The sequence below is a fragment of the Arthrobacter sp. MYb23 genome (assembly GCF_002979775.1).
Taxonomy (GTDB): domain Bacteria; phylum Actinomycetota; class Actinomycetes; order Actinomycetales; family Micrococcaceae; genus Arthrobacter.
The window spans coordinates 160,008-183,425 of record NZ_PCPR01000004.1 but is presented as its reverse complement, the minus strand read 5'-3'; the positions used below and the strand labels follow the sequence as shown (position 1 = coordinate 183,425).

17 protein-coding genes are annotated in these 23,418 nt (G+C 59.1%); 6 read left to right on the top strand and 11 right to left on the bottom strand.

Features of this window, described 5'->3' with window-relative positions; all coding sequences use genetic code 11:
• Positions 1–123: 123 nt before the first annotated feature.
• The 3 genes from CQ020_RS24120 to CQ020_RS07245 form a co-directional block, all read right to left on the bottom strand.
• On the bottom strand, positions 124–264 hold the full coding sequence (locus CQ020_RS24120) for a hypothetical protein (protein WP_181151794.1): 141 nt from the start codon (positions 262–264) through the stop codon (positions 124–126).
• A 598-nt stretch (positions 265–862) separates the two neighbouring features.
• Positions 863–1,444 carry a histidine phosphatase family protein gene (locus CQ020_RS07250; protein WP_091464242.1) on the bottom strand — a complete coding sequence of 194 codons (582 nt, stop codon included), beginning with the start codon at positions 1,442–1,444 and terminating at the stop codon, positions 863–865.
• Positions 1,441–2,910: a CCA tRNA nucleotidyltransferase gene (locus CQ020_RS07245; RefSeq protein WP_105691215.1), complete on the bottom strand. Its 1,470-nt coding sequence runs from the start codon at positions 2,908–2,910 to the stop codon at positions 1,441–1,443. The genes CQ020_RS07250 and CQ020_RS07245 overlap by 4 nt, the downstream gene beginning before the upstream one ends.
• Before the next feature lie 196 nt (positions 2,911–3,106).
• Between CQ020_RS07245 and CQ020_RS07240 the strand changes: the two genes are divergently transcribed.
• The 5 genes from CQ020_RS07240 (at position 3,107) to trxA (ending at position 9,070) form a co-directional block, all read left to right on the top strand.
• Complete coding sequence (locus CQ020_RS07240; RefSeq protein ID WP_105691314.1) at positions 3,107–3,610, top strand: NUDIX hydrolase; 504 nt, start codon at positions 3,107–3,109, stop codon at positions 3,608–3,610.
• 26 nt (positions 3,611–3,636) lie between these two features.
• The gene (gene murJ / locus CQ020_RS07235) at positions 3,637–5,664 is read left to right on the top strand and encodes a murein biosynthesis integral membrane protein MurJ (protein WP_105691214.1); all 2,028 of its coding nucleotides are present in this window, start codon (positions 3,637–3,639) and stop codon (positions 5,662–5,664) included.
• Between the two features lie 139 nt (positions 5,665–5,803).
• The gene (locus CQ020_RS07230; protein WP_105691213.1) at positions 5,804–7,507 is read left to right on the top strand and encodes an ABC transporter substrate-binding protein; all 1,704 of its coding nucleotides are present in this window, start codon (positions 5,804–5,806) and stop codon (positions 7,505–7,507) included.
• Positions 7,508–7,751: 244 nt separating this feature from the next.
• The gene (gene trxB / locus CQ020_RS07225) at positions 7,752–8,708 is read left to right on the top strand and encodes a thioredoxin-disulfide reductase (protein WP_024818838.1); all 957 of its coding nucleotides are present in this window, start codon (positions 7,752–7,754) and stop codon (positions 8,706–8,708) included.
• A 35-nt stretch (positions 8,709–8,743) separates the two neighbouring features.
• Positions 8,744–9,070, top strand: coding sequence for a thioredoxin (trxA, locus tag CQ020_RS07220; RefSeq protein ID WP_024818839.1), 327 nt, complete (start codon positions 8,744–8,746; stop codon positions 9,068–9,070).
• Between the two features lie 6,446 nt (positions 9,071–15,516).
• On the opposite strand, the gene CQ020_RS07215 is transcribed toward trxA, so the two are convergent.
• The 8 genes from CQ020_RS07215 to rpmH all read right to left on the bottom strand — a co-directional run bounded on the left by CQ020_RS07215 (position 15,517) and on the right by rpmH (position 21,194).
• Positions 15,517–16,764 (bottom strand): ParB/RepB/Spo0J family partition protein, encoded by a 1,248-nt coding sequence (locus CQ020_RS07215; protein WP_105691212.1) that lies wholly within the window; start codon positions 16,762–16,764, stop codon positions 15,517–15,519.
• Positions 16,765–16,831: 67 nt separating this feature from the next.
• Entirely contained in the window at positions 16,832–17,887 is a 1,056-nt protein-coding gene (locus CQ020_RS07210; protein WP_258141744.1) for a ParA family protein, read from the bottom strand.
• A gap of 88 nt (positions 17,888–17,975) precedes the next feature.
• The gene (gene rsmG, locus CQ020_RS07205) at positions 17,976–18,626 is read right to left on the bottom strand and encodes a 16S rRNA (guanine(527)-N(7))-methyltransferase RsmG (protein WP_105691210.1); all 651 of its coding nucleotides are present in this window, start codon (positions 18,624–18,626) and stop codon (positions 17,976–17,978) included.
• A 6-nt stretch (positions 18,627–18,632) separates the two neighbouring features.
• The gene (locus CQ020_RS07200) at positions 18,633–19,184 is read right to left on the bottom strand and encodes a R3H domain-containing nucleic acid-binding protein (protein ID WP_105691209.1); all 552 of its coding nucleotides are present in this window, start codon (positions 19,182–19,184) and stop codon (positions 18,633–18,635) included.
• Positions 19,184–20,173 carry a membrane protein insertase YidC gene (gene yidC, locus CQ020_RS07195; protein WP_024818844.1) on the bottom strand — a complete coding sequence of 330 codons (990 nt, stop codon included), beginning with the start codon at positions 20,171–20,173 and terminating at the stop codon, positions 19,184–19,186. Before yidC ends, CQ020_RS07200 begins: the two co-directional genes overlap by 1 nt.
• 16 nt (positions 20,174–20,189) lie before the next feature.
• On the bottom strand, positions 20,190–20,675 hold the full coding sequence (gene yidD / locus CQ020_RS07190; RefSeq protein WP_105691208.1) for a membrane protein insertion efficiency factor YidD: 486 nt from the start codon (positions 20,673–20,675) through the stop codon (positions 20,190–20,192).
• Positions 20,605–21,015 (bottom strand): ribonuclease P protein component, encoded by a 411-nt coding sequence (gene rnpA, locus CQ020_RS07185; RefSeq protein WP_105691207.1) that lies wholly within the window; start codon positions 21,013–21,015, stop codon positions 20,605–20,607. Before rnpA ends, yidD begins: the two co-directional genes overlap by 71 nt.
• Positions 21,016–21,056: 41 nt before the next feature.
• On the bottom strand, positions 21,057–21,194 hold the full coding sequence (rpmH, locus tag CQ020_RS07180) for a 50S ribosomal protein L34 (RefSeq protein ID WP_011776797.1): 138 nt from the start codon (positions 21,192–21,194) through the stop codon (positions 21,057–21,059).
• A gap of 466 nt (positions 21,195–21,660) precedes the next feature.
• Here rpmH and dnaA point away from each other — a divergent pair, with 466 nt between their 5' ends.
• Positions 21,661–23,079 carry a chromosomal replication initiator protein DnaA gene (gene dnaA / locus CQ020_RS07175; protein ID WP_024818846.1) on the top strand — a complete coding sequence of 473 codons (1,419 nt, stop codon included), beginning with the start codon at positions 21,661–21,663 and terminating at the stop codon, positions 23,077–23,079.
• Positions 23,080–23,418 lie beyond the last annotated feature (339 nt).

Genomic DNA, 23,418 nt, shown 5'->3' with positions numbered 1-23,418 from the left:
CAGCCGCCTAAAGAGGGTCCACCCAGGTTAAAAGGGGAGGAGCCCACGCGTAGCCGCGTGGGCTCCTTGAGGTTCAGCATCAATGTGTGGCATCTGAACTCCTTCGGGCTCAGCCGTTGGGCATCAGCGGATGAGTCCCATCTGGTGCAGGACAACGTAGACGTCTTCACGACGTTGGTCGAGCAGCTGGCCGTTGAACAGAGTGCGATCCTTGGGAGCGTTGGTGCTCTTGAAGAAGCGCATGTCTTCTGGGCGTTTTCGCATGATTCACCTCCTTTCGGGAGATATGTCATCGGAATTTAGGCGCGACAATTAGAGCCATATGAATTCAAAAGAAATCAAGGCCAAAAGGGCATAAATAGCCGAGGCTAATAGAGGGGATTGCGGACCGGGCCGAAAAGGGATTCGTCCTGCAATAGCGCGTGCTTCCGGCAGTCGACCCAACAAGAAGCTGGTTCCGAACTATGGGGAAACTGCGCACCCGCGGCATGCTGCGTGGGTCCGCGCCTACAACTGACTACTCAGCCATCCAAAGACAGGAAGGCCGCCAGGAATACCGCCGGCATCAAGCCGGTCCGGTAGATCAGGAGTGGGTCAGTGAGCAAAAATGGCGCGCGTCATCAGCAGAGGCCGGGGTAGCAGTGACGGTCAACTTCCGTCCGCTAGTCAAAGTAATCATTTTTCCCAACCTCCTTCCGGCCTTTACAGCCTGCTGTGGCATTGTCCCGGTTGACTGAACCGGGGAATGCGCGCCTTGTTCCCGGCGAGTCGCTCTGGGAACAAGATATAAGCTACCTCATGAAGAAGTAGTTTGACCAGCGAAATTAGCTAATTCGCCTAAAGTTTTTCGAAATTCGCGTTTTTAGAGTCCCCAACGCACAATTGCAGGCGTCCGCTTATCCCAACCAAGGGTGCAGACCTTCGCCGTTCCCAGAATGAAATGCCGTCCTTCGCGGGCGTCCATTTCGAGCCAGCGGGCGGTAAGGATCCTGGAGAAATGTCCGTGGGCCACTATCAGGACGTTGTCCATTCCTGATTCCAGGACCCGTCCAATGATCTTGTCCGCGCGGGCAGCAACTTCGTCCAAGGTTTCGCCGTTGGGTACGCCATCAGTCCAAATGAGGTAGTCGGGGTTGTCCTTGCGGATCAGGTCCGAGCTGATGCCTTCGTAGTCGCCGTAGTTCCATTCAACGGCCAACGGTTCATGGACGGCCTCCGGGTAGCCTGCGAGTTCTGCCGTGCGCCGGGCGCGGCGCAGCGGCGAGGTCAGGACGAGGTCGAAGTCGATGCTTTCCAGAACCTTGCGGGCCTCAACCGCTTGCTGCTCGCCCTCAACGGTGAGGGGAAGGTCAGTCAGACCGGTGTACTGACCGCTCTTGGACCACTCCGTCTCGCCGTGGCGAAGGATCCAGAGTTGCGGACGCGGTGAAGTCGCAGCGTTCATGAGGGCTCCTCAGTTTCGGTCAATGGCTCGACGACGGCGGACTCGGGTTGCGCTTCCCACCACGCCAAGAGTTTCTGCTCGGCTTCCTCGGAGGAGAGCGGTCCGTGTTCCATCCGCTCTTCCAGAAGGAACTTGTAGGCCCGCCCCACCACGGGGCCAGGCTTAAGTCCCAGAAGCGACATGATCTTCGCTCCATCGAGGTCAGGCCGGACTGCTGCCAATGATTCCTGTTCCAGAAGCTTCGAGATGCGATGCTCAAGGTCATCGTAGGCGAAGGACAGACGGTCGGCCTTGCGTTGGTTACGCGTGGTGACGTCGGACCGAGTGAGGCGGTGCAGGCGTTCCAGGAGGGGGCCGGCGTCGGTGACGTAGCGGCGGACTGCGGAGTCGCTCCAGCCGGCATCGCCGTAGCCGTAGAACCGCATGTGCAGTTCAACAAGTCGGGACACTGCTTTGATCGACTCATTGTCGAAACGCAGCGCCTTCATGCGCTTGGCTGTCAGCTTTGCACCTACAACGTCGTGGTGGCGGAAGCTCACAGCGCCGCCCGGTTCAAAGCGGCGCGTAGCCGGCTTGCCGACGTCGTGCATCAACGCAGCGAACCTCAGGACGAAGTCGGGGCCGGGCACGGCGCCGTCAGGACCCGTTTCCAGCGCAGCCGCCTGCTCCAGCACCTGCAGTGAGTGCTGGTACACGTCCTTGTGGCGGTGGTGCTCATCGGCTTCGAGGCGCAGGGCGGAAACTTCGGGGAGCACAAACTCTGCGAGCCCGGTGTCCACCAGGAGATCGATGCCCACCCGGGGATGGGCTCCATTAATGAGCTTGACCAATTCCTCGCGGACCCGCTCAGCGGAAATGATCTTGATGCGGTCCGCCATTTGGGACATGGCCAGCCGGACGTTGTCGTGAACCGACACGCCGAGCTGCGACGCGAAGCGTGCCGCACGCATCATGCGCAGCGGATCGTCCGAGAAGGACGATTCAGGAGCGCCGGGCGTGGCGAGCTCCGAGGCGTGAAGGTCGCGGACACCGCCGAACGGATCCACGAGTTCAAGGCTGGGCAGCCGCAGCGCCATGGCGTTGATGGTGAAGTCGCGGCGAAGGAGATCGTCTGTCAGGGAGTTGCCGAACGCCACCACTGGCTTCCGCGAATCGGGGTCGTAGGCTTCCGCACGGTACGTGGTGATTTCGATCTGGAAACCACTCTTCTTCATCCCGATAGTGCCGAAAGCACGCCCGATTTCCCAGAAATTGTCCGCCCACTTCTTAATGACGGCAATGGTCTGGTCAGGAGTGGCGTCGGTGGTGAAATCGAGGTCCGGGGAGGTCCTCCCCAGGAAGAGGTCGCGCACGGGCCCACCCACCAGGGACAGCTCGAAGCCGGCATCGACGAAGCGCTGCCCGAGGTCGAGCACCACCGGATCGATGGTGAAGTTAACTGAAGAGCTGTCCAATACGTGCGCCATAGTCCCTTAAGCTTGGCAGATTTTTACTCAGCATTGGGCCACTGTTCCATGCGAAATCAGGCATGTGTCCGCAGACCATCTCCCGCAGTCCATCTTGTGGCCATGTCCCAGTCATCACTCGGGGGCAAGAGTCGTTAGAGTGGACCTCATGGCCAACCCGATCCCGAGCGCTCCTGGCAGGAGGACAAACGCACCGTTGCCGTCGGCAATCGGTGCACACGTCGCGCCCGCCCAGCAGCACCCGGTGCAGGCCTCGCTTCCCACTGTGGAGGAAGTGTCGGCTGGTGGCGTCGTTGTAGATACGTCCGACGGCGAACTCCGGGTTGCGATCATCGCCCGCCTTAATAGGGGTGGCCGGCTTGAGTGGTGCCTCCCAAAGGGCCATCCGGAAGGCCGGGAGAACAACGAGGAAGCTGCTGTCCGCGAGATCGCCGAGGAAACCGGCATCGAAGGCAACATCCTGGCGCCCCTTGGCAGCATCGACTACTGGTTCACTGTGAGCGGCCACCGCGTCCATAAGACCGTCCACCACTTTCTCCTCCGGGCAACGGGTGGAGAGCTGACAATCGAGAATGATCCGGACCAAGAGGCCGTGGACGCTGCCTGGGTTCCCCTCCACGAACTGGCCCGGAAATTGTCCTTCCCGAACGAACGCCGCATCGCCGATTTGGCTCGGGAAGTACTGCCCGAACATCTCTGACCCGGCTACATGGGACGATAAAGGCGATGTCTGAAGCCAAAACCACCCAGTCCGTTCAGTCCGGAGAAGCACGTTCCAGCGCCATCATGGCAGCAGGAACGCTCGTTTCCCGGTTCCTTGGCTTCGCCAAAACCTGGATGCTCGGCGCCGCCCTCGGCCTGGGTTCCACCATCAATGACACGTTCATTAACGCGAACAACCTGCCCAACCTGATCTTCCTGCTGGTGGCCGGCGGCGTGTTCAACGCAGTCCTGGTCCCGCAGATCATCAAGGCAAGCAAGGCACCCGACCGTGGTGCGGACTACATCAGCCGCCTGCTGACCCTCGCAGTCCTGGTGCTGCTGGCGTTGACCGCGCTGGTGACCCTCGCGGCGCCTCTGGTCATCGACCTCACAACACAGGGCTACTCCGAGCAACAAAAGGCCTTGGCTGTTACCTTCGCTTTCTGGTGCCTGCCGCAGATCTTCTTCTACGGGCTCTACGCCCTTCTCACGCAGGTGCTGAACGCCCACGGGGCGTTCGGGCCTGCCATGTGGGCCCCCATCCTGAACAACCTGGTGGCCATAGCCGGCCTGGGCATGTTCATCTGGATTCTGGGCGAGAACATCCACAACCCGCATACCTTGGACAATTGGGGCCCCACCCAGACGCTCCTTATTGCCGGTTTCTCCACATTTGGTGTGGTGGCGCAGACCGCCATCCTGCTGATTCCCGTCTTCCGCTTGCGCCTTGGGCTACGTCCCCGGTTCGGCTGGCGCGGCGTGGGACTGGGCCAGGCCGCCAAGTTGAGCGTCTGGACGCTGGCGACTGCCGCCGTCGGGCAGCTGGCGTTCCTGTACATCATGAGAATCGCCACCATTCCCGGTGCTGAGCGCCTGCGTTTGGACAACGCCGGGGACAAGGCCGCTGCTGCGGTCCTGCCCGGTAACGCTGTCCTGGAAGTCGCGAGCCAGCTGTACTTGCTGCCGCACTCCATCATTGCGCTGTCCCTGGCAACCGTCCTCTTTAACCGGATGACGCGTGCGTCGCAGGACGGCAACAAAGCCGAACTGCGCGAAGCCCTGTCCCACGGGCTCCGCACCATGGCCGTGGCCACGGTCTTCGGTGCCTTGGCGCTGTTCGCCCTGGCGGGTCCGCTGGGCATGTTCTTCTCCGGCGGCGAGCCCCAGGACGGCGTCATGCTGGCCCAGACGCTCACCATCCTTGCCCTCAGCACACCCTTCCTGAGCGCAAACTTCATGATGTCCCGCGTGTTTTACGCCAACGAGGACGCCCGCACGCCCCTGTATGTCCAGCTGTGGCTGGCGATCATCTACGTGGTGGGCGCATTCTTCATCCAGTTCCTCCCCGTCGGCCAGATCATCTACGCGATCGCCATCCTCTATACGCTGGGCAACATCCTGTCCGTGGTCATCAGCGTCGTGTTCCTGCGCCGTTTGCTGGGCCACCTCGACGGTCCCCGCATCGCTAATTCGTACATCCGCATGGGCTACGCAGGCTTGGGTTCTGCCTTGGCCGGTGCAGGCGCCTTGTGGCTTCTGGGCAGCTACCGCGCAGACGGCTTCGCATGGAGCAGCCGCCCGGCCGCCCTGGTGACGGTGGTCGTCGTCGGGCCGGTCATGCTGATTGCGTACCTGATCCTTCTCCGCGTCTTCCATGTCACGGAACTACGCGACCTCCTGCGCCCCCTTATGGGTCGCCTGGGTCGAGGCGCGCCTGCGCCAGTTACTGGCGCGGCACCAGAAAGCACGACGCCGGCGCGCGCCACAGTCTCCGACGATACCGGTTTGATTCCGCGCATCTCCGGTGAGTTTGACGCTGCCTCTTTCAGGGCCGGACCCGCGCTTGCACCCCAGCGCTCCAGCGAAACCACCGAGCCAGCCGCTGAAAACCCATCAGAGGCCCCCAAGACCTACCTGCCGGAGGAGGAAGCGCCCAGCACAGCTCGTGGCGGCAAGTTCAGACCACAGGTACCGCTGCCGGGCCGGCGCACCTACCAAGGCGACGCCGGACAGAATCCATACTTCCCTGTGCGCGGAAACCACAGGAAGTGAGCCGGTGCCGCCATCACGGGCCGCGGGCGTCAATCCGTTAGGCTAGAAACGAATATAGGTAGTTGCAAAAGCGGTTCAACCGGTCAGCCGGGTGAGCCACGAGCAGGACCGCAGCTCCCGGACAGCCTAGGAGGAACACGTGTCCCACCCGATCGACGTCGGATCAGTACTTGGCGGCCGCTACAAGGTCACGGCCAATGTATTGACCTCGCATGACCAAGATCAGGTGCTCGACGGCGTGGACCAGGTCCTCAACCGTCCCGTGAGCATCCTTGTTGCCGGTCCTGGAAATGCTGAGCAAGTGGCCCAGAGCGCCCGCGAGGTAGCCACGGGGGAGCGGCCGGGACACGTTCAGATCCTGGACCTTGGCATCAGCGAAAACACCACGTACCTGATCACCAACCACAGCACCGCCGCTGATCTGCTGGACCTCGTGGTGGCCACCAACCCTCCGTACATCGAGCCATTCTTTACGGAAACGCTCGGTAGCGAGATCTTCGGCCAGCCGCGGACCTATGAGCCTGAGACGTACGACGGCCTGTATGAGGATGACGAGCACGACGCCGAGTACATTCAGTACGACGAAAACGGCTACCCCATCCCGTCGGAGTACGACGATACGCCCGAGGCTGAGCCGGCCGCACCCGCACGCACGGCGCCGCACGTTCCGCCCATGCCCTCGTCCAGCCCGTCCTCGCCCAAGAGCGGCATTGCGGGCAAGCTCGCTGCGGCCGCTGCCGGCGCCGGAGCAGCGGGCGTTGCCGCCGCTGCAGCGCTGAAGAATTCCGGCTCCAGGAACAACGACGCCGGTGCTGCCGCGAATGCTTCTGCTGGCGCCGGTTCTTCCGATGCTGGTTCCTCGGACGTCGGCCATCGAGCATCGCCTGCTGCGTCGCAGCCCCCCACCCAGGCCGTCTCTTCGCAGCCAGCCAGCCGCGAGCCTGCAACCCGTGAGCCTGTCAATCGTGATTCGGCTGCGGAACCGAAGGTTTCACTGTGGTCCGAAGAGGACTATGGCTTTAGCGACCGGGGTGCATCCGCTGGCGGTGCCGGTGCAGCTGCTGGTGGTCTTGGAAGCCGCGGCAATGACTCCGGTTACGATCGCTCTGCTACCAACTTCCCGGCGTCGTCCGCTGCCGCGGGCAATTACTCGGATGATTATGCGGACGAGGAAGTTTACGAAGATGAGGCCCCTGAGAAGGAACCGCGTTCTCTTCGCTGGCTGGTAGGTGGCCTGCTTGCCGCCGTCTTGGTGGTAGGACTCGTTCTTGCTGTCACTAACCTTGGGAGCCTCCTGCCCAGCGGTGCACCCGCTGCGACGCAGAGCACGTCCGCCCCGCAAACCTCCGCCACGGAAACCGAGGAGCCTGAGCCCACCGAGGCCCCCGCACCCGCTACACCGCCGGCCATTGAAGGGATCACACGCCTTGGCGACTTCCCCTTCGCCGCCACTTATGACAAGGATCTTGTCAGGGCCTTTGACGGTAACGCTGCCAGCTACTGGTCGGACATGGAGTTTGCTTCCGCAAACTGGGGCGGACTCTTTGAAGATATGCCGCTCGTGGTCAAACTCAAGGAACCCACCGAGGTCAAGTCCGTCGTCCTCAACCAGTTGGGTGGCTCCGGCGGCAGCATCAGCGTCTACACCAACGATCGTCCTGCCATGGATGGCGCAAAACTGGTGGGAACCAACAGCTTCACGTCACCTGAACTGACCATGCCTCTTGCAGCGCCGACGCAGACCCAATACGTCATTGTGGTCATCAGCGCCCTGCCCAAGCTGGCAGCCCCGAAGACGCGATTCGGATTCGGTCTTCGCCTCGCCGAGGTCACCGTCCAGTAGGCGCACCTCAGTAGCAGCACCCAACTGAGTAGCAGTAGAGGCCGTTTTGATTCGTCAAGACGGCCTCTACTGCTACTTACCTTGGCGTCACCGCTTTAGATCCGCCACGCCTGCAGACGGTACCCTGAATGTTGGTGGCTTTTTGGGTCCCCAACTCCAACGGAATATTTGGAACGCAACAGGGGTTGAGTCAGATGGCTGCCCCGAGAGCCGCAGCATCGACTAAGGAAGAGGTTCACGCCACGTGAGCATTGCAGAAAACAGCGCATCGCAGGTGCGTGACGTCATCATCGTAGGTTCAGGCCCCGCTGGCTACACAGCCGCTGTTTACACCGCCCGCGCCAACATGAAACCTCTGCTCATTGCTGGTTCCGTCACCGCTGGTGGCGAACTGATGAACACCACCGACGTGGAAAACTACCCCGGCTTCCCCGACGGCATCATGGGTCCGGACCTGATGGAAAACTTCGAAAAGCAGGCCGCGCGTTTCGGTACCGAGATTCAGTTCGAGGATGTCACCGAGCTGGACCTCGACGGCGACATCAAGACCGTGACCATTGGAACGGGGGAGACCTTCCAGGCGAAGGCCATCATCCTCTCCACCGGTTCGGCTTACCGCGAGCTCGGCTTGGCCAACGAGAAGCGCCTCTCAGGCCACGGCGTTAGCTGGTGTGCAACCTGCGACGGTTTCTTCTTCAAGGATCAGGACATCGCCGTCATCGGTGGTGGCGACTCCGCCATGGAGGAAGCACTCTTCCTCACCAAGTTCGCGAAGTCCGTTACGGTTGTCCACCGCCGCGATTCTCTCAAGGCTTCCAAGATCATGGGTGACCGCGCCCAGGCTCACGAGAAGATCAACTTCGTGTGGAACACCGCAGTGGAAGACGTTCTTGGCGAGGACAAGGTCAATGGCCTGAAGCTGAAGAACCTGGTGGACGGCACCGAGTCCGAGCTCGCAGTGACCGGCGTGTTCGTGGCCATTGGTAACGACCCCCGCACGGACCTCATCAAGGGCAAGGTCGATCTGACCCCTGAGGGAACCATCGCCGTTGAGGGCCGCAGCTCCCGGACGAACATCAAGGGTGTCTTCGCCGCGGGCGATGTCATCGACCCCACCTACCGCCAGGCCATCACGGCTTCGGGCTCCGGTTGCGTGGCAGCCCTTGACGTCGAGCACTACCTCGCAGACCTGCACTCCTAAAGCTGCATCCAAGCAACCATACGAAGGGAAAAGTTATGAGCAACGCAAAAGACGTAACTGACGCAAGCTTCAGCACGGATGTCTTGGCTTCCGAGAAGCCGGTCATCGTGGACTTCTGGGCAGAGTGGTGTGGCCCCTGCCGCAAGCTTGGCCCCATCCTCGACGAGATCTCCGTCGAGTACAGCGACAAGGTTGACGTCGTGAAACTCAACGTAGACGACAACCCCGCCATTGCTGCTGAGTACGGCATCACGTCCATCCCGGCCGTGTACCTGTTCAGTGGGGGAGAAGTGAAGAGCACTGTCATCGGCGCCAAGCCGAAGCAGTTCTTCGAGAAGGAATTCGCAGACGTTCTTTCCTAAGCCTCCGCGCTTAGTTGAAGTTTGCCAAGAACCGACGGCTGCTGCTCCATCTGGAGCGGGAGCCGTCGGTTTTGTTGTACTTAACAGAGAAATGAACCGGAAACAGTCGCTTATTGCGCCTTCTTGGCCTCAGTGGGCTTGAGTTTCCTCACAACGGTCCAGTCCGCTTCCCCCTACCTGGGGTAGGGGGAACTCACCGTCCTTCACCATCCCTTGCCCCTCTCTCTTCTCCCTGTCATTGCCATAACTCCACCTCGATCATTTCTCCCCTTAGATCCGAGCCAATCAAGATCCAGCACAGCCATGCCGAGTCTCAAGGGATTGATGACGTATGAAGCGAGCCGCTCCACACGTGCTCACAGCGGCCTGCTCCGTTAATCCTGCTCGACGGAATGCACCCACTGGAGGAATGGGGGTGGTCAGCACTGGTCCGCGTAGGAACCGCCGCCGAGCGTTCCCGAAGGGCACTTCCGTTGTGCACTTCTGCGCCGCACCTACACCCGTGCCGCACCTATACGCGTGGCTCACTGAGCTTTGCCTGCTGTCATCGTGAACTGACTTCACGAACTGACGGTACTAACTACACGTGATTGCCCAGTGGGCATTTCCGGCTCGGGACGTCGCAGACCCCCAGTTCTGTTTCACGTGAAACATGAGTGATCCGGCGGTCGCCCCTTCCGGTCCAACAGAAATCATTGTATGTTTCACGTGAAACCAAATTGGCCGTTTGCCGTTGAATGCGGCACGTGGCGTGGCGTGGCGTGGCGTGGCGTGGCGTGTAGGAGGATACCGTTCAGCAACAAGCAGAGACACGGACACGGAGCAATGACCGAATGGCGGACAGCTGCGCATCAAACTTCGACAGGCAGTCAGTCACGCGCTTAGCATGGCCCCCAGCGTCAATAGTTGTATCTTGTAAACGCGACCAGTCGTCCGAATTCCAGAAAAAGCGGTTCACTATGGATACGGGCGGAGTGTGAAGCACCATTGCATTGCCGAGTCCAGTGCACGAGTAGCCCCGGCGGGTCATCCATTCACCCCGGCTCCTCGTCTAACCCACTGCAGACTGAATCAACGACGATTCGGAAGCCACGTCTACGTGCAGTGGAGCTTAATAGGCCGCTAGAACAGCGCTTGTGGGGCTCTGTCGCAGTCCGCTTGGGCCGCCACGACTGAATGATCGCCCCTGCGTCCCTGAGCGCCGGAGACCAGCTTCAACGCCTTCACTGACACTACTGCTTCATAGGGTCAGGGGTAATGGCACCCCGCGCGAGCGTACTCAGCGTCTTTCCAAGCTTTGTGTCCAACGCATCCAAACATCTACTCTCCTTAGGTCCCTCGGCAACCGCGAATCTCACTTACTCACAGAGAACCAACCGCGCTTCCAGCAAGCCACCTGGACTGCAAAGCCAGGGAACGGCGCCCTAGGTCTCCACAAGCCCCTAAAAGCGCCCTTCATCCACAACTTTTGCCAGTTAGCAGCGCCCACCGCTCCCAACTGCCACCATCGCAGGCGACGCCGCACCCTCCGCACCAGCCCCCTTACCACCCGCGCTGGCACCGATTCCACCACCGCCCCCCACGTCGGGCAACAGCCTGCAGGACTCAACCACTGCTTCTGCGTTCCGCTGACATCCCCAAAGAAACGCCACGGCTGCCCCGCAATCACGCGACTCCAGCCACAGCTTCTGCGTTGGTTCAACTGGCACCACATGCTCCCACTGCAGCTTCATGAAACCACGCGCTACCGCGATTCGGCCACGGTGAGCACCAACGCCAGTCCGACCAGGACGGAATGCACCTCCGAGTGCGACATAAGAACAAGGCCTCATGATTCGTACCGTTCCCGAAGGGCCACGGCAACTTCCGATGGTAGACGATCTGGTCAGGGCACCGGCCCTACTACGTCGGCGAACGTCATCGACAGGCCCATCGAGCGTACCCACCTATATTTGTAGCCAAAGCACGCACCCCGGAGCGTACCTAACTACAAAGTTCAGCCTTAGTACGGTATCGATGAGAGCGTTTCACGTGAAACAGAGACACGCTTCTGAACATCTTGTTAGTCGATGTCCCGCTATTCACTATATTGCTTAGCCACAGATAGCGTTTGGCATCCGAGGAATAGTACCGTCGCTTCCGTGGAAACCACCATGTAGCCTGGTCATCTTCCAACTGGTAATCAAAACAGAGCCAAAGGATCCGGGGGATCTGAGCGAGGGGAATAGCCCGACTCTGCATCACCGGCGAATCACGGGAGATGTTATCTGCGTCGTAGACCAGTTTTCGGGCTGCTCACATCGCTGCCAGGTGTGAACACGGTTCGATACACAAAGGGCGGGCAGTGGCTAACCGCTACTGCGGTCATACCGTCGAACCGATTGCGACGGACCGTCCACCCGTGCAGGACGCCCAGAACTACTCCAGGTCTAACGACAGCCCAGCCCTTCCGACGTGGTGGCACTCTACTCTTTCCCGGGCCATTTGATAGAGGAAACTACTGACTGCCCGTGCCTTGCGGCGCATCCCAATGTTGAATCTCAGCTGAAGAATCTAGCTTCGTACCGGCAGGCATCGGCAGCCCTCGGATCTGGGCATCAAGTATGTTCACGATCGCACCAGTTCGGCATCGTTCAATGGAAAAAGTATCTTCAGGCGTTTCGACAGTTCATCCGAAACGAGGGAAAGCCCTCTGGCTGTTTCACGTGAAACATAACGGCGCGTCCAAACACTGGAGCTAGCCGGCTCACGTGAATGAGGCCGTCCCCAACCCCAGCCCTGGGCTCTAGCTGTTTCACGTGAAACATACCTGCCACTGGGGTAGACCCATTGGGAAGCCCCATCCAATCCGGACTCAGTGATCCTCAGCGAATGAACTCTAGTAGCTAGACCAGGATCCTATTGTTGTTTGGAGTTAGGTTGGTCAGGCATAACCATCGTCGGCCCACGTGGACATCCCCATCTAGTCACCGGGGTATCGTATCCGCCGAATCGGCTCTGGCTGTTTCGGCAACGGCCTTGGTGGCCGGCGTGAGCGACCCTGCACGCTCCGCATCCACTCTTAGCATCCGTAGAAAAGTTGGAGACATCGGATGAATATGATGGAACGTGCAAGGTCCGATGTTGAGAAGAGACCGCTGAGACCACCCGGCTGTGCAGAGGAACGGTGCGATAACTTTGGCTCTGAATGCGACAAGGCCTCCAACGCTAAAGTCATGGATCTAGTAACGTGAGCCAACGGGTACTGCAGACAGAATCATGCTTGGGGTGCCAGCGAGCCACGGGCACATTGCTTCGGAGGGAATCGAAAGCCACGAATATTCCACAGACTTATCCACGGACTTATGCACAGCGTTATCCACAGGCTTATCCACTGCCCATGACCTTGCCCACACTCAGGCTTCAGCACGATCCCACATCCCCACATATGCACCCCAGCCGAACTCCATCATGACCGGTGGGCCGGATGTTGAGGAATGTCGAACTAACAGTGCGGTGTTGAGAGAAAACAATGCAAATTGGGCTATCTGCGGCATTCAGGCACACAAAGATTGCCCGCGCTACACGAGACTGACGGAGCTAGCACCACTACCCTCCGACGAAGCTCGCCTGGGTCGAAATGGTCGGCCCAACTAATAAGAGGGAAGACGGGAACACGGACTGTAGCCACATGGTTATCCCCAAAGTTATCCACAAGGATATCCACCGGCTTATCCACTGAGTTCGACAAGACTTCCCGGACCTTCCCAATCGCCGCGGCAGCCGGTAGTGTGCTGTTTCACGTGAAACAGTACGAAGGTCCCTACTTGCATTGTCAGCATCTACAAGCGCCTGACATGAACAAATTGATAGCCTCAGCGTCCGATCGCGAACGCGCGCTGGGGGACTCCCGGCGTCCAAGTAGTTCATCTTCGAAGGACGACCTTCAACATCTGACCATTCGTGGGCAACATCACTGTTTCACCAGTGAATCCTTCTCAGGCCCAAAGGCCATATCTCCCTCCCGAAGGGCAGGCCCTTCGACCATCCGCCTTGCGATCATCGGGGAGGCCGGGCCGAAGACAATCCCGTAACCTTGTCGCCCAGAATGATTGGCTCTCACTTCCGCCAGCACGAACTTCCAACAAGATGCCTTACTCCAGCGGACACCGTGCGCCGAGTTGAATCAGGCCCGTGGTCCGACCCTTTCATTCGTGCCACATGCTGAGCACATCCCAGGTTGTCCTCATTGGCCTCACCGCGCCGCGTCTGTTCAATGACAATTGCAGGCAGGTATAGATGAGGGCGCCGTCAGCTCTTCGACTACAGCTCCAGATGCCTCTGTAGGCTTCAACAGCGGCCAGACATTTTGCATAGGACTGTGGGCTGCCGTTCCCAGTCTTCGCTGCCCTACAACGGCAGGAGACGGAATGCGTACGTCCGACGCAGCGGGCACTGCAGAAAGCAGTTATGAGCCCGCTACAAACATCGGCAGCAGTATCGTGCTCGCGCTCACTGCCTGCCCACGGCATCGCTGACCCAACGAAGATTAGAAGCGAGCCACCTCAAATCGCTCACCGGGGGAGCGCCCAAGGCAGCCGGTCATCTATAGCGATGCACCCTGCCCCTCACTAATCCAGAACACCCCCGAGATGCAGGTTGCCACTTCGCTCACCTAGAAGCATTGGCTGGTCACTCCGGCAGTTGGATTTACTTCCGCGTGGAGTATCCCCAACAGACGATTGTTCCCACGAGTGTGGAACCCTGTCGTCAGGACACTGATGAGGAATGCGAAGGACTTCCATAGACGGGAAGATTCGAAGTCCGATACATACAATGCGTTCCGCTTCTCGAGTCAGTTCAGGCCTGGCATGGGTCCTATTCGACAGGGCGCGCACAGAAGGACGCGTCTGCCGGCTGGATGGAACAGCGAAATCCAATTTCGTCTGTGCGCACCTAGCGACTCAGCCCAGAAGAATGAATTGCAGTGTTGTTGACGCTGCTGTGTGCCAGGAATTTATCATCCAGAGAAACACATCAGCCGGCGGAAACACATCGCCTCAGTCTCAAAAGAAGCGTTATGACACTACGAGAACCCGATTGTTTCACGTGAAACGACGGAAAAATCGCACCTTTCTCACGCTTGGACAAGGGCAGCTGCAGCATCAGGCATCATCTAGCACCACCAGCCGCGGGGGGAGTGCTGGACCGCAATCGCCTGGGGCTCAGGCGCCGGAAGCTCTAGGCCCACATGACCGCGGGTTCTCAGGTTCTAGGCCCTCATGACCTCGGGTTCCCAGGCTCTCAGGCTCTCAGGCAATAGCTGTTGGTGAACCGGTTCATCGACTATGTTTCACGTGAAACACCACCCGCATCCTTCGGCCAACTCCTTCACCCTCGAGGACGTGGGCAATAGCAGCATTGTGATGGACTTCCAGGCCATAAGTAGGTTCCTTGCTGGGCCCTACTACTTTGGAAGCGTCGTACTCGAGCAGCACACCTACAGCACCAGTACCTGGCTGGGGTTATCAACCGTCCCACCACGACCAGCGGGCTGAAACTGACGTCTTTCCGCAGCGTACTATGACAGCCAGTTCTCGTGTTTCGAACTAAAGGGCCCGTTTCTACGGGTCCCACAGACCTCATAGCGAATGAATGTCCGGGAGTCCATCACCTCCACACCGCCCCATGGTAGTCGAGCGCAATTTGCAGGAACCTACCGACGCTGAACTCCAGTCCACCAGTCGCAGGTTCCTTACTCGTCTCACAACAGGATTCCACTAGCCCACAAATCACGTCAGAAAAGGGGCGCACTCCGTATGTTTCACGTGAATCACACCGCCAGATAGGCGAACTTGGTCCCGTGCCGCAGTCAGCCGTTCACTTTCACGACTGTGCCTTTCTGTACAGAGCTGGCAAGTATTGACCGTGGGACTCTATCCACGGCCTCTATACAACGCGGGAAATTGCAAGAGGCAGGGGGTTCGAATGGCCTTTGATCTCCAAGAGATGTTGATGTGAACCGTCCTGGGTCCATCGGATGCTCACCACGAGAGGATACTGTGCACATGGCGGGATGTGAGTCTCCCTTGGCGCATAGGTTCGTGTCGCGGGCGCTTGCTCCCTTGCGTGGCCCACGGGGCCAGGAACCTCATGAAACGGCTTTAGACCGTCAATCCAAGGTCGTAGGCGGCACATGGGATCTCTACCCAACTGCCTCAGCACCATATAGCGGCGAACTGCCTTAGATCACGGAGTCACAGGAACCGAAGAGCCCAAACACTTCAGTGCGCCGAAGCGAGTTCCGCTGCCGCCCAAGAAGACGCCGTCCACGGTTTCACGTGAAACTTGATACCCGCTGCCGCGGTCAGCAGTAGAAGGAGGGGATGGGCCGGTATCGCAGAAGTGAAGTTAACAAGAGGAGGGCCCACACTGTGTGTGAGCCCCCTTTCAACTGCTAAGTGAATCTAGTCCTCGGCGCCGGGACCAAGAACATCCATAATTCGGTTGAGATCCTCAACGCTGGCAAACTCGATGCTCACACGGCCCTTACGTGCACCCAACGTAATCTTCACATTGGTGTCCAGACGGTCCGATAGCGATGACGCCAGGTAATCCAGGCGTTCGTGCCGGGCATTCGGTTTCGGAATGCTGCTCTTAGCGGGCGTGGTGGGATCCTGATAAAGTGCAACCGATTCTTCGGTGGCCCGTACTGACATACCCTCGGCCACGATCTTCTGCGCCATCCGTTCCATAGCGGCAGCATCTGGGAGTGCGAGCAAAGCGCGCGCATGCCCTGCAGACAAGACACCTGCGGCAACACGGCGCTGGACCAACGGCGGAAGCTTGAGTAGACGCAGGGTGTTGGACACCTGAGGACGTGAGCGACCAATACGGTCGGCCAGCTGCTCATGCGTGGTTCCGAAGTCCTCCAGAAGTTGCTGGTAGGCAGCTGCTTCTTCCAGGGGATTCAGTTGACTACGGTGAAGGTTCTCCAGCAAAGCATCGCGGAGAAGGTCATCATCAGTCGTATCACGAACAATTGCGGGGATCGTCTCAAGGCCCGCAGCTTGGACCGCACGCCACCGACGTTCGCCCATAACCAGCTCGTACGGTTCTCCACCCTTTTCGGTTGAAGTACGCACAACAATTGGCTGGAGGACGCCGATTTCGCGCACAGAGTGCACGAGCTCCGCCATGTCGTCCTCATCAAAGACCGAACGAGGCTGTTTGCGGTTCGGATGGATGTCGCCGACGGGGATCTCGGCAAACCGAGCACCGGGGACCTCCACCAGCTCTACCTCGGGAGCTGATTGAGTCGCCGGAACGGAAGGAGCGGCAGACGCCGTCGAGCCTGCCTCGTTGACAGCTGTCTTCGTGGCAGCCGATCGCGAATCGGACGCTTTGGCCGCAGTTTTTGACGGTGCAGCAGTTTTAGCAGGGGAAGACTTACTCGCTGCGGATTTGGACGCTGACTTCGCAGCACGGGCACCACCCGCTTGGGATGCGGCTGAAGGCTCTTCGGCAGCCGGCTTGGAGTCAGCAGCATTCGACTCATCGAGTAAAGTCTCGACGGTTGTCTCCGCTGTCTTCCTCGCCTCTGGAAAGAACAGATCCACAGGACGGGACGGTGCAGCACCATTTCCCTGGGCCGAGGCCGAGCTAGGAATGAGAGCCCCAAGACCCCTGCCGAGGCCCCTTCGCTTTTCGCTCATTGATTCATCCCTCCGATGGAATTGCCGAGCACGGATCGGCCCAAGCTGTTGCAGTGTTTCAAGAATTCTAGCGTTCAGCTATTTCGGCTGCGGCTTCCATGTAGGAAAGCGCGCCGCTCGATGAAGGATCGTATGTCATGACTGTCTGCTGGTAGCTGGGAGCTTCAGAAATACGCACCGAGCGGGGAACTACAGCACCCAGGACCTGATCGGGGAAGTGTTGACGGACCTCAGATGCAACCTGTGCAGCCAAGTTGGTGCGGCCGTCGTACATGGTCAGGAGAATGGTGGAGACCTCCAGATCAGCATTGAGGTGTTTCTGGATCATCTCAATATTCTTCAGGAGTTGACTCAGACCCTCCAGCGCGTAGTACTCGCACTGGATAGGGATAAGTACTTCACTGGCGGCACAGAACGCGTTGACCGTTAGCAGCCCAAGGCTTGGCGGGCAGTCGATGAAGATGTAGTCCAGGCGATCCTCGCCGTCGTTCGCGCGTTCCTTGGCATAAACGTCAATGGCACGGCGGAGCCGCTGCTCGCGGGCAACGAGGGAAACGAGCTCAATCTCGGCCCCGGCCAGGTGAATGGTGGCGGGTGCACAGATGAGATTTGGAATGTCGGGGCACGGAGCCACGACTTCCTTGAGGGGAAGATCGTTGATCAGAACGTCGTAAATACTGTCGACGTCGGCGTGGTGTTCAATACCCAATGCCGTGGAGGCGTTGCCTTGGGGGTCAATGTCGATCACCAAGACGTTGAGGCCGGCGGACGCCAGGGCCGCAGCAATGTTTACCGTAGTGGTGGTCTTGCCAACGCCGCCCTTTTGATTGGACACCGTGAAGATCCGGGTTTTCTCGGGCTTGGGCAGTTCCCTACCGATCAACCGTTCACGCCTGCGGGTCTCGTTAGCGAGTTGGCGGGCAATGGGGCTGGAATCATCGATGGAATCCATGACGTTGCGCACTCCATCTGAGACGGTTTCACGTGAAACAGCAGCATTATCAACCGAATCAGTACGCACGATCGCAGACTGAAGAGATGCGGAGGGTGTAGCCATGGCCCGCGCGGACCCCAAAGACATAAACGGGGGGATTCGCTGCGTGGAGGTTTCACTACTGCCCACTGGTCACACTCTCACTCTCATTCGGCGCTTTGCTGCCGTTCTCTAGCCTAACCGCTCAGCCGCCGACACGCGGGAAACCGAGCGGGACCTACGCCGTCTTTCCGGGCTTGTTGACGATAATCCTCACCACTGTGGTGGGTTCCTCCAAAAGCTCCTGTCCGCAGACCACAACTGACGTCTCCACGCCACCGAGTTTGCGGATGACCTTCTTGGCCTTCTCGATCTCTTCGGCGGCGCTGCGTCCCTTGATGGCTACTACTTCGCCGTGGCCGTTCAGAAGGGGGATGGTGAGACCAGCCAGATTCGAGAGTGCAGAAACTGCCCGTGCGGTCACAACATCCGCGTCCACCATTCCAACTGCGAGCTCAGCCCGCGTCCTCATGATGGTGACGTTTTCCAAGCCAAGGTCATCCACCACCTCCTGGAGCCAGATGACACGTCGTTCCAACGGTTCGATCAAGGTCAGTTCCAGGTCCGGGCGGGCAATTGCCAGGCAAAGGCCAGGAAGGCCAGCACCAGATCCGACGTCGGCAACATGGCTGTCCATGGCGATGGCGGACTCAATGACTGCGCAGTTCAGGACGTGGCGGCTCCACAGACGCGGAATCTCGCGGGGCCCTATGAGCCCGCGTTCCGTACCCGAGGTAGCCAGGTGTTCGACATAGCGCTTGGCAAGATCCAAGCGCTCCCCAAAAATCTTCTCTGCCGCTTCCAGTTCAGCTGCGGTGATTTCAACCATGAGCTGCTAGTCGGCCGAGACGACGATGTGGCGGCCTGCGCCTTCGCCTTCGGACTCTGAGACGTATCCGAGGTCAGCCACTGCGTCATGGACGATCTTGCGCTCGTAAGCACTCATCGGTTCCAAAGCTACTGTGCCGCCATCAGCCTTGACCTTGGCCGCCGCATCCTCAGCGATCTTCTGCAGAACGCCGGCGCGCTCCTTACGGTATCCGTTGATGTCCAGGACCAGCCGTGAACGGCTTTCCGTAGCGGACAAAACCGAGAGGCGGGCCAGTTCCTGCAATGCCTCCAGGACCTCTCCATCGCGCCCTACGAGGCTGTCCAACGCTGCAGACTCTTCATCAGCACCGATGGAGATATACGTGCGCCCGTTGCGGACCTCAATGTCGATGTCACCGTCAATGTCTGCAATATCAAGCAGTTCTTCGAGGTAGTCGGCGGCGATGTCGCCTTCTTCTTCCAAGCGGCTGGCCGTCTTGGACTGCGTCTCTTCCTGGGACTCTTCCTGGTCTTCAGTCACAGGGGCGATAACTTCTTCAGTGCTCTCGGCAGACATTACTTCTTCTTCCTGTTCTTACGTTGTGGCTGGACGCGCTGGGCCCTGATTTCGGCGGCTGCCGCAGCAGCAGCTTCGGCTTCAGCGGCAGCGTCCGCAGCGGCATTCTTCTTTCCACCCAGCAGCGGGGGCAGGCCCTTGGCGGCACGACGCTCTTCAAGCGCCTTGGCTGCAGGGGATCCCGGCGTGGGCATGCGGCGGATAACGAAGAACTGCTGTCCCATGGTCCAGAGGTTGGTGGTGGTCCAGTAAATGAGGACACCGATGGGGAAGTTGATGCCACCGATACCGAAGACGAGAGGCAGGATGTAAAGCATCATCTTCTGCTGGCGCATGAACGGGCTTGCCATGGCCTCTTCGGACATGTTCTTGGCCATGATCTGCTTCTGCGTGATGAACTGCGAGGCCGTCATTGCGACGATCATGATGATGCTCAGAACCCAGACAGCCACGGCACTGTTGCCGCCGCTGGGGTCACCGTGAAGCAGTGAAGCAGAGAGCGGAGCACCAAAAATGCTGGATGAATCGAACTGGACTACCTGTTCGTGACTCATGGCACCGACGCCCTGGCCCTGCTTGGCGTTGGTGGAGATGCCAGACAGTACCTGGAACAGTGCGAAGAAGAACGGCATCTGGATCAGCATTGGCAAACATGCAGAGAAGGGGTTGGTCCCGTGCTTCTTGTACAGCGCCATCTGTTCCTGCGCCATTGCCTGGCGGGACAGCTGGTCTGTCTTGCCCTTGTACTTGGTCTGAAGTTTCTTCAGGTCCGGCTGCAGCAGCTGCATACCGCGCTGGGCTTTGATCTGCTTGACGAAGACAGGAATCAGGGCGGCACGGATCACCAACACGAGGCCGATGATGGACAGAGTCCACGTCCAGCCGTTGGCGGCGGGCAGGCCGATGAAGCTCAGTCCCTCGTGGAAGCCAACCATGATGATTGACACCAGCCACTTGAACGGAAACATGATTGTTTCAAAGAAGTCCATACGATATCCCTATTCGTTAGGCCGCAGAGCGGCCTTCTTCATCAGCCTGAACAGCCAGGAACTGGTCCGGATTGTTCAGTACAACAATTGTGGGCGTCCGGCCTTCAGGCCAATGACGATGGCCGGCGGGGACATGGTCCACTCCACCGGCATTCCAAGGGTGGCATTTGGCGAGCCTTTTGGCTGCGAGCCAGCTCCCCTTCACGGCGCCATGCACCGTTACTGCTTCCAGCGCATACGCGGAGCAAGAGGGAAAGAAACGGCAAACCTGGCCGTACAGGGGCGAGATGACCTTGCGGTACGTCTTCAGCAAAAGAATAAGGATGTTGCGGGGCAGCTCCCAGAGGAACATGCCAACCGCCGCCGGAAGGCTCCGATGCGGAACCTTCCCGGAGGGGTCGCTTGAGGAAGGAACGACGGCGGTGCTTATGTCATGCACGCGGTGTCCCTTCCGTAGTGGTGCCGATGTGTTCAGTCGAAGCGTTGCGTGGACCTGAGCCACTCAATCGCTTCGTCGTCACTGCCAGTGCGGCGTTGTAGTCCGAGAGCAACTGCTCCCAGCTGGCTGTTGCAGCTGCGGGCAGCGCCCGGACTACTACCGCCAGACCCGTTCCATGCGTATGCAAGGACAGGGCACCCGCTTCTCTTAGTCTCCTCTTAACGAGGTTCCTGGTCACGGCGTTCCCGACGGCTTTGGAGACAATGAAGCCGATTCGACTCGGCTCCCCGGCCCCTATAGAGGCCGTATATAACACTAAGTTCCGGCGTCCATTGCGGACGCCGGAACGTACAGTTGTTGAAAAGTCGGTAGACGTCCGCAGACGGTTAGGGGTGGCTAGCACCGTCGAACCCGCAAAAAGACCCTGACCGACAAGTCAGTTATTTACGCCGACAGTTCGACGCGGCCCTTGCCGCGACGGGCAGCCAGGATGGCTCGGCCGGCACGGGTGCGCATACGAAGGCGGAAGCCGTGCTTCTTGGCCCGACGGCGGTTATTCGGCTGAAAAGTCCGCTTGCTCACGTTAGTTACTCCAGTGGATCAAAGGTGCGCCCACCCGATCAAAAAAAGGGGAAGAACTGGCCGACGCTAAGTTTTGTATGTGCCTGCCGCCGTTGCCTCCCGCACGGTGAACGTACGGAGTTACAACTGATCTCAAAAGCGGACACAAAGGACTTCACAACGTTAGGGCAAAAAGGCACCCACAGTCAAACCGGGAGCCTGCCGCAGAGCTATCCACAGCTGTGCCCAACTGCTGTTGGCAGCCTGTGGATGAAGTGGCTCACAGGCCACTTTTACGAACCACAACGGTGTAATTATCCACAGGCAACTTCCCAGCTATCTTCTAGCGATTTCATCCCCTAGAGTGGCTCAGTAGCCCAATGTCCACCCGCTGTGTATAACTCTGTGGATTATCGCCCAGAACAGCGCCGCCGGAGAGACTTCGGCTGCCAGCAACGCCGGCAAGCAAGTATTTAGGAACTGATTGATGACAGTAGACGAAGCCAACCACGCCAACACTGTCGGAAGTTCCTGGCGCAGGGTGCTGAGCCTCATGGAACAGGACGACCGGGTCTCACCCCGTCAGCGCGGTTTCGTCATTCTCGCCCAAGCGCAGGGCCTTATCGGTTCAACCTTGCTGGTGGCCGTCCCCAATGAACTCACCCGCGAAGTCCTTCAGACCCAGGTCAAGGATGCTTTGGACGATGCCCTTCGCAACGTTTTCTCGGACGACATCCGCTGCGCGATCGACGTGGACACCGATCTGGTGCCCGTCCATGCAGAGCCGGAGCCCGTCGTCGAGCTCTCTGCTGTTTCTGACTTCGCCGAACCGAAGCCACAGCCCACACCTCCGAGTACCTCGCATGAATTCGGGCGCCTGAATCCGAAGTACATCTTCGATACCTTCGTGATCGGTTCCTCGAACCGCTTTGCACACGCTGCGGCAGTGGCTGTCGCGGAAGCGCCGGCGAAGGCCTACAACCCGTTGTTCATCTACGGTGATTCGGGTCTGGGCAAGACCCACTTGCTCCACGCGATCGGTCACTACGCCCGCCGGCTCTACAGCGGCATCCGGGTCCGCTACGTGAACTCGGAGGAGTTCACCAACGACTTCATCAACTCCATCCGTGACGATGAAGGCACCAGCTTCAAGACCACGTACCGCAACGTGGACGTGCTCCTGATCGATGACATCCAGTTCCTGGCGGGCAAGGACCGGACCCAGGAAGAGTTCTTCCACACGTTCAACGCCCTGCACAACGCCAACAAGCAGGTTGTCATCACCTCCGATCAACCGCCCAAGATGTTGGCAGGCTTCGAGGACCGTATGACGTCGCGCTTCGAGTGGGGCCTGCTGACGGATATCCAGCCGCCGGAACTTGAGACGCGCATCGCCATCCTCCGCAAGAAGGGCCTCAGCGAAGGTCTTTCCGCACCAGATGACGCACTGGAGTACATAGCTTCCAAGATTTCCAGCAACATCCGGGAACTCGAGGGCGCACTGATCCGCGTCACGGCATTTGCAAGCCTCAACCGTCAGCCGGTGGACGTCGCATTGGCGGAAATGGTTCTGAAGGACCTGATCACCGACGACGGCGCCCAGGAAATCACCGCGAAGCAGATCCTGGACCAGACGGCGGACTACTTCAAGCTCAGCATGGAAGAGCTCTGCAGCAAGTCGCGCACACGAACCTTGGTAACGGCCCGGCAGATCGCCATGTACTTGTGCCGCGAGCTGACGGATATGTCCCTGCCGAAGATCGGACAGGAGCTCGGGGGCCGCGATCACACCACGGTCATCCACGCAGACCGCAAGATCCGCGAGTTGATGGCGGAGCGCCGTGTGATTTACAACCAGGTGACCGAGCTGACAAACAGGATCAAACAGCAGCAGCGCGACTCCTGAAATCCACATCGCACCCGCCACTACATACCTTATTAACAGGTGCATGTGGATAAGCCTGTGGATACTTAAGGGGACAAGCGCGCTTAATGGGCTTAAAACCCTTAAGCCATCTGTGGATCGTTAAAAACCGGCCTGGGAGTTGTCCCCATCCACACCCTGTTTAAAACCCAGTTAACACACAATCCGTGAACAGGGCTTAACCGCGGAACTGCGGGGTGAGATCGAGTTATCCACAGTTTCCACAGCAGTTATTAACACTACGAATCCCAAAAAATTGAAATCCCTCAAATAACAATCTCTTTCTGTCACCCATCCCCACCTGCAAATGGCAGGCCGCAA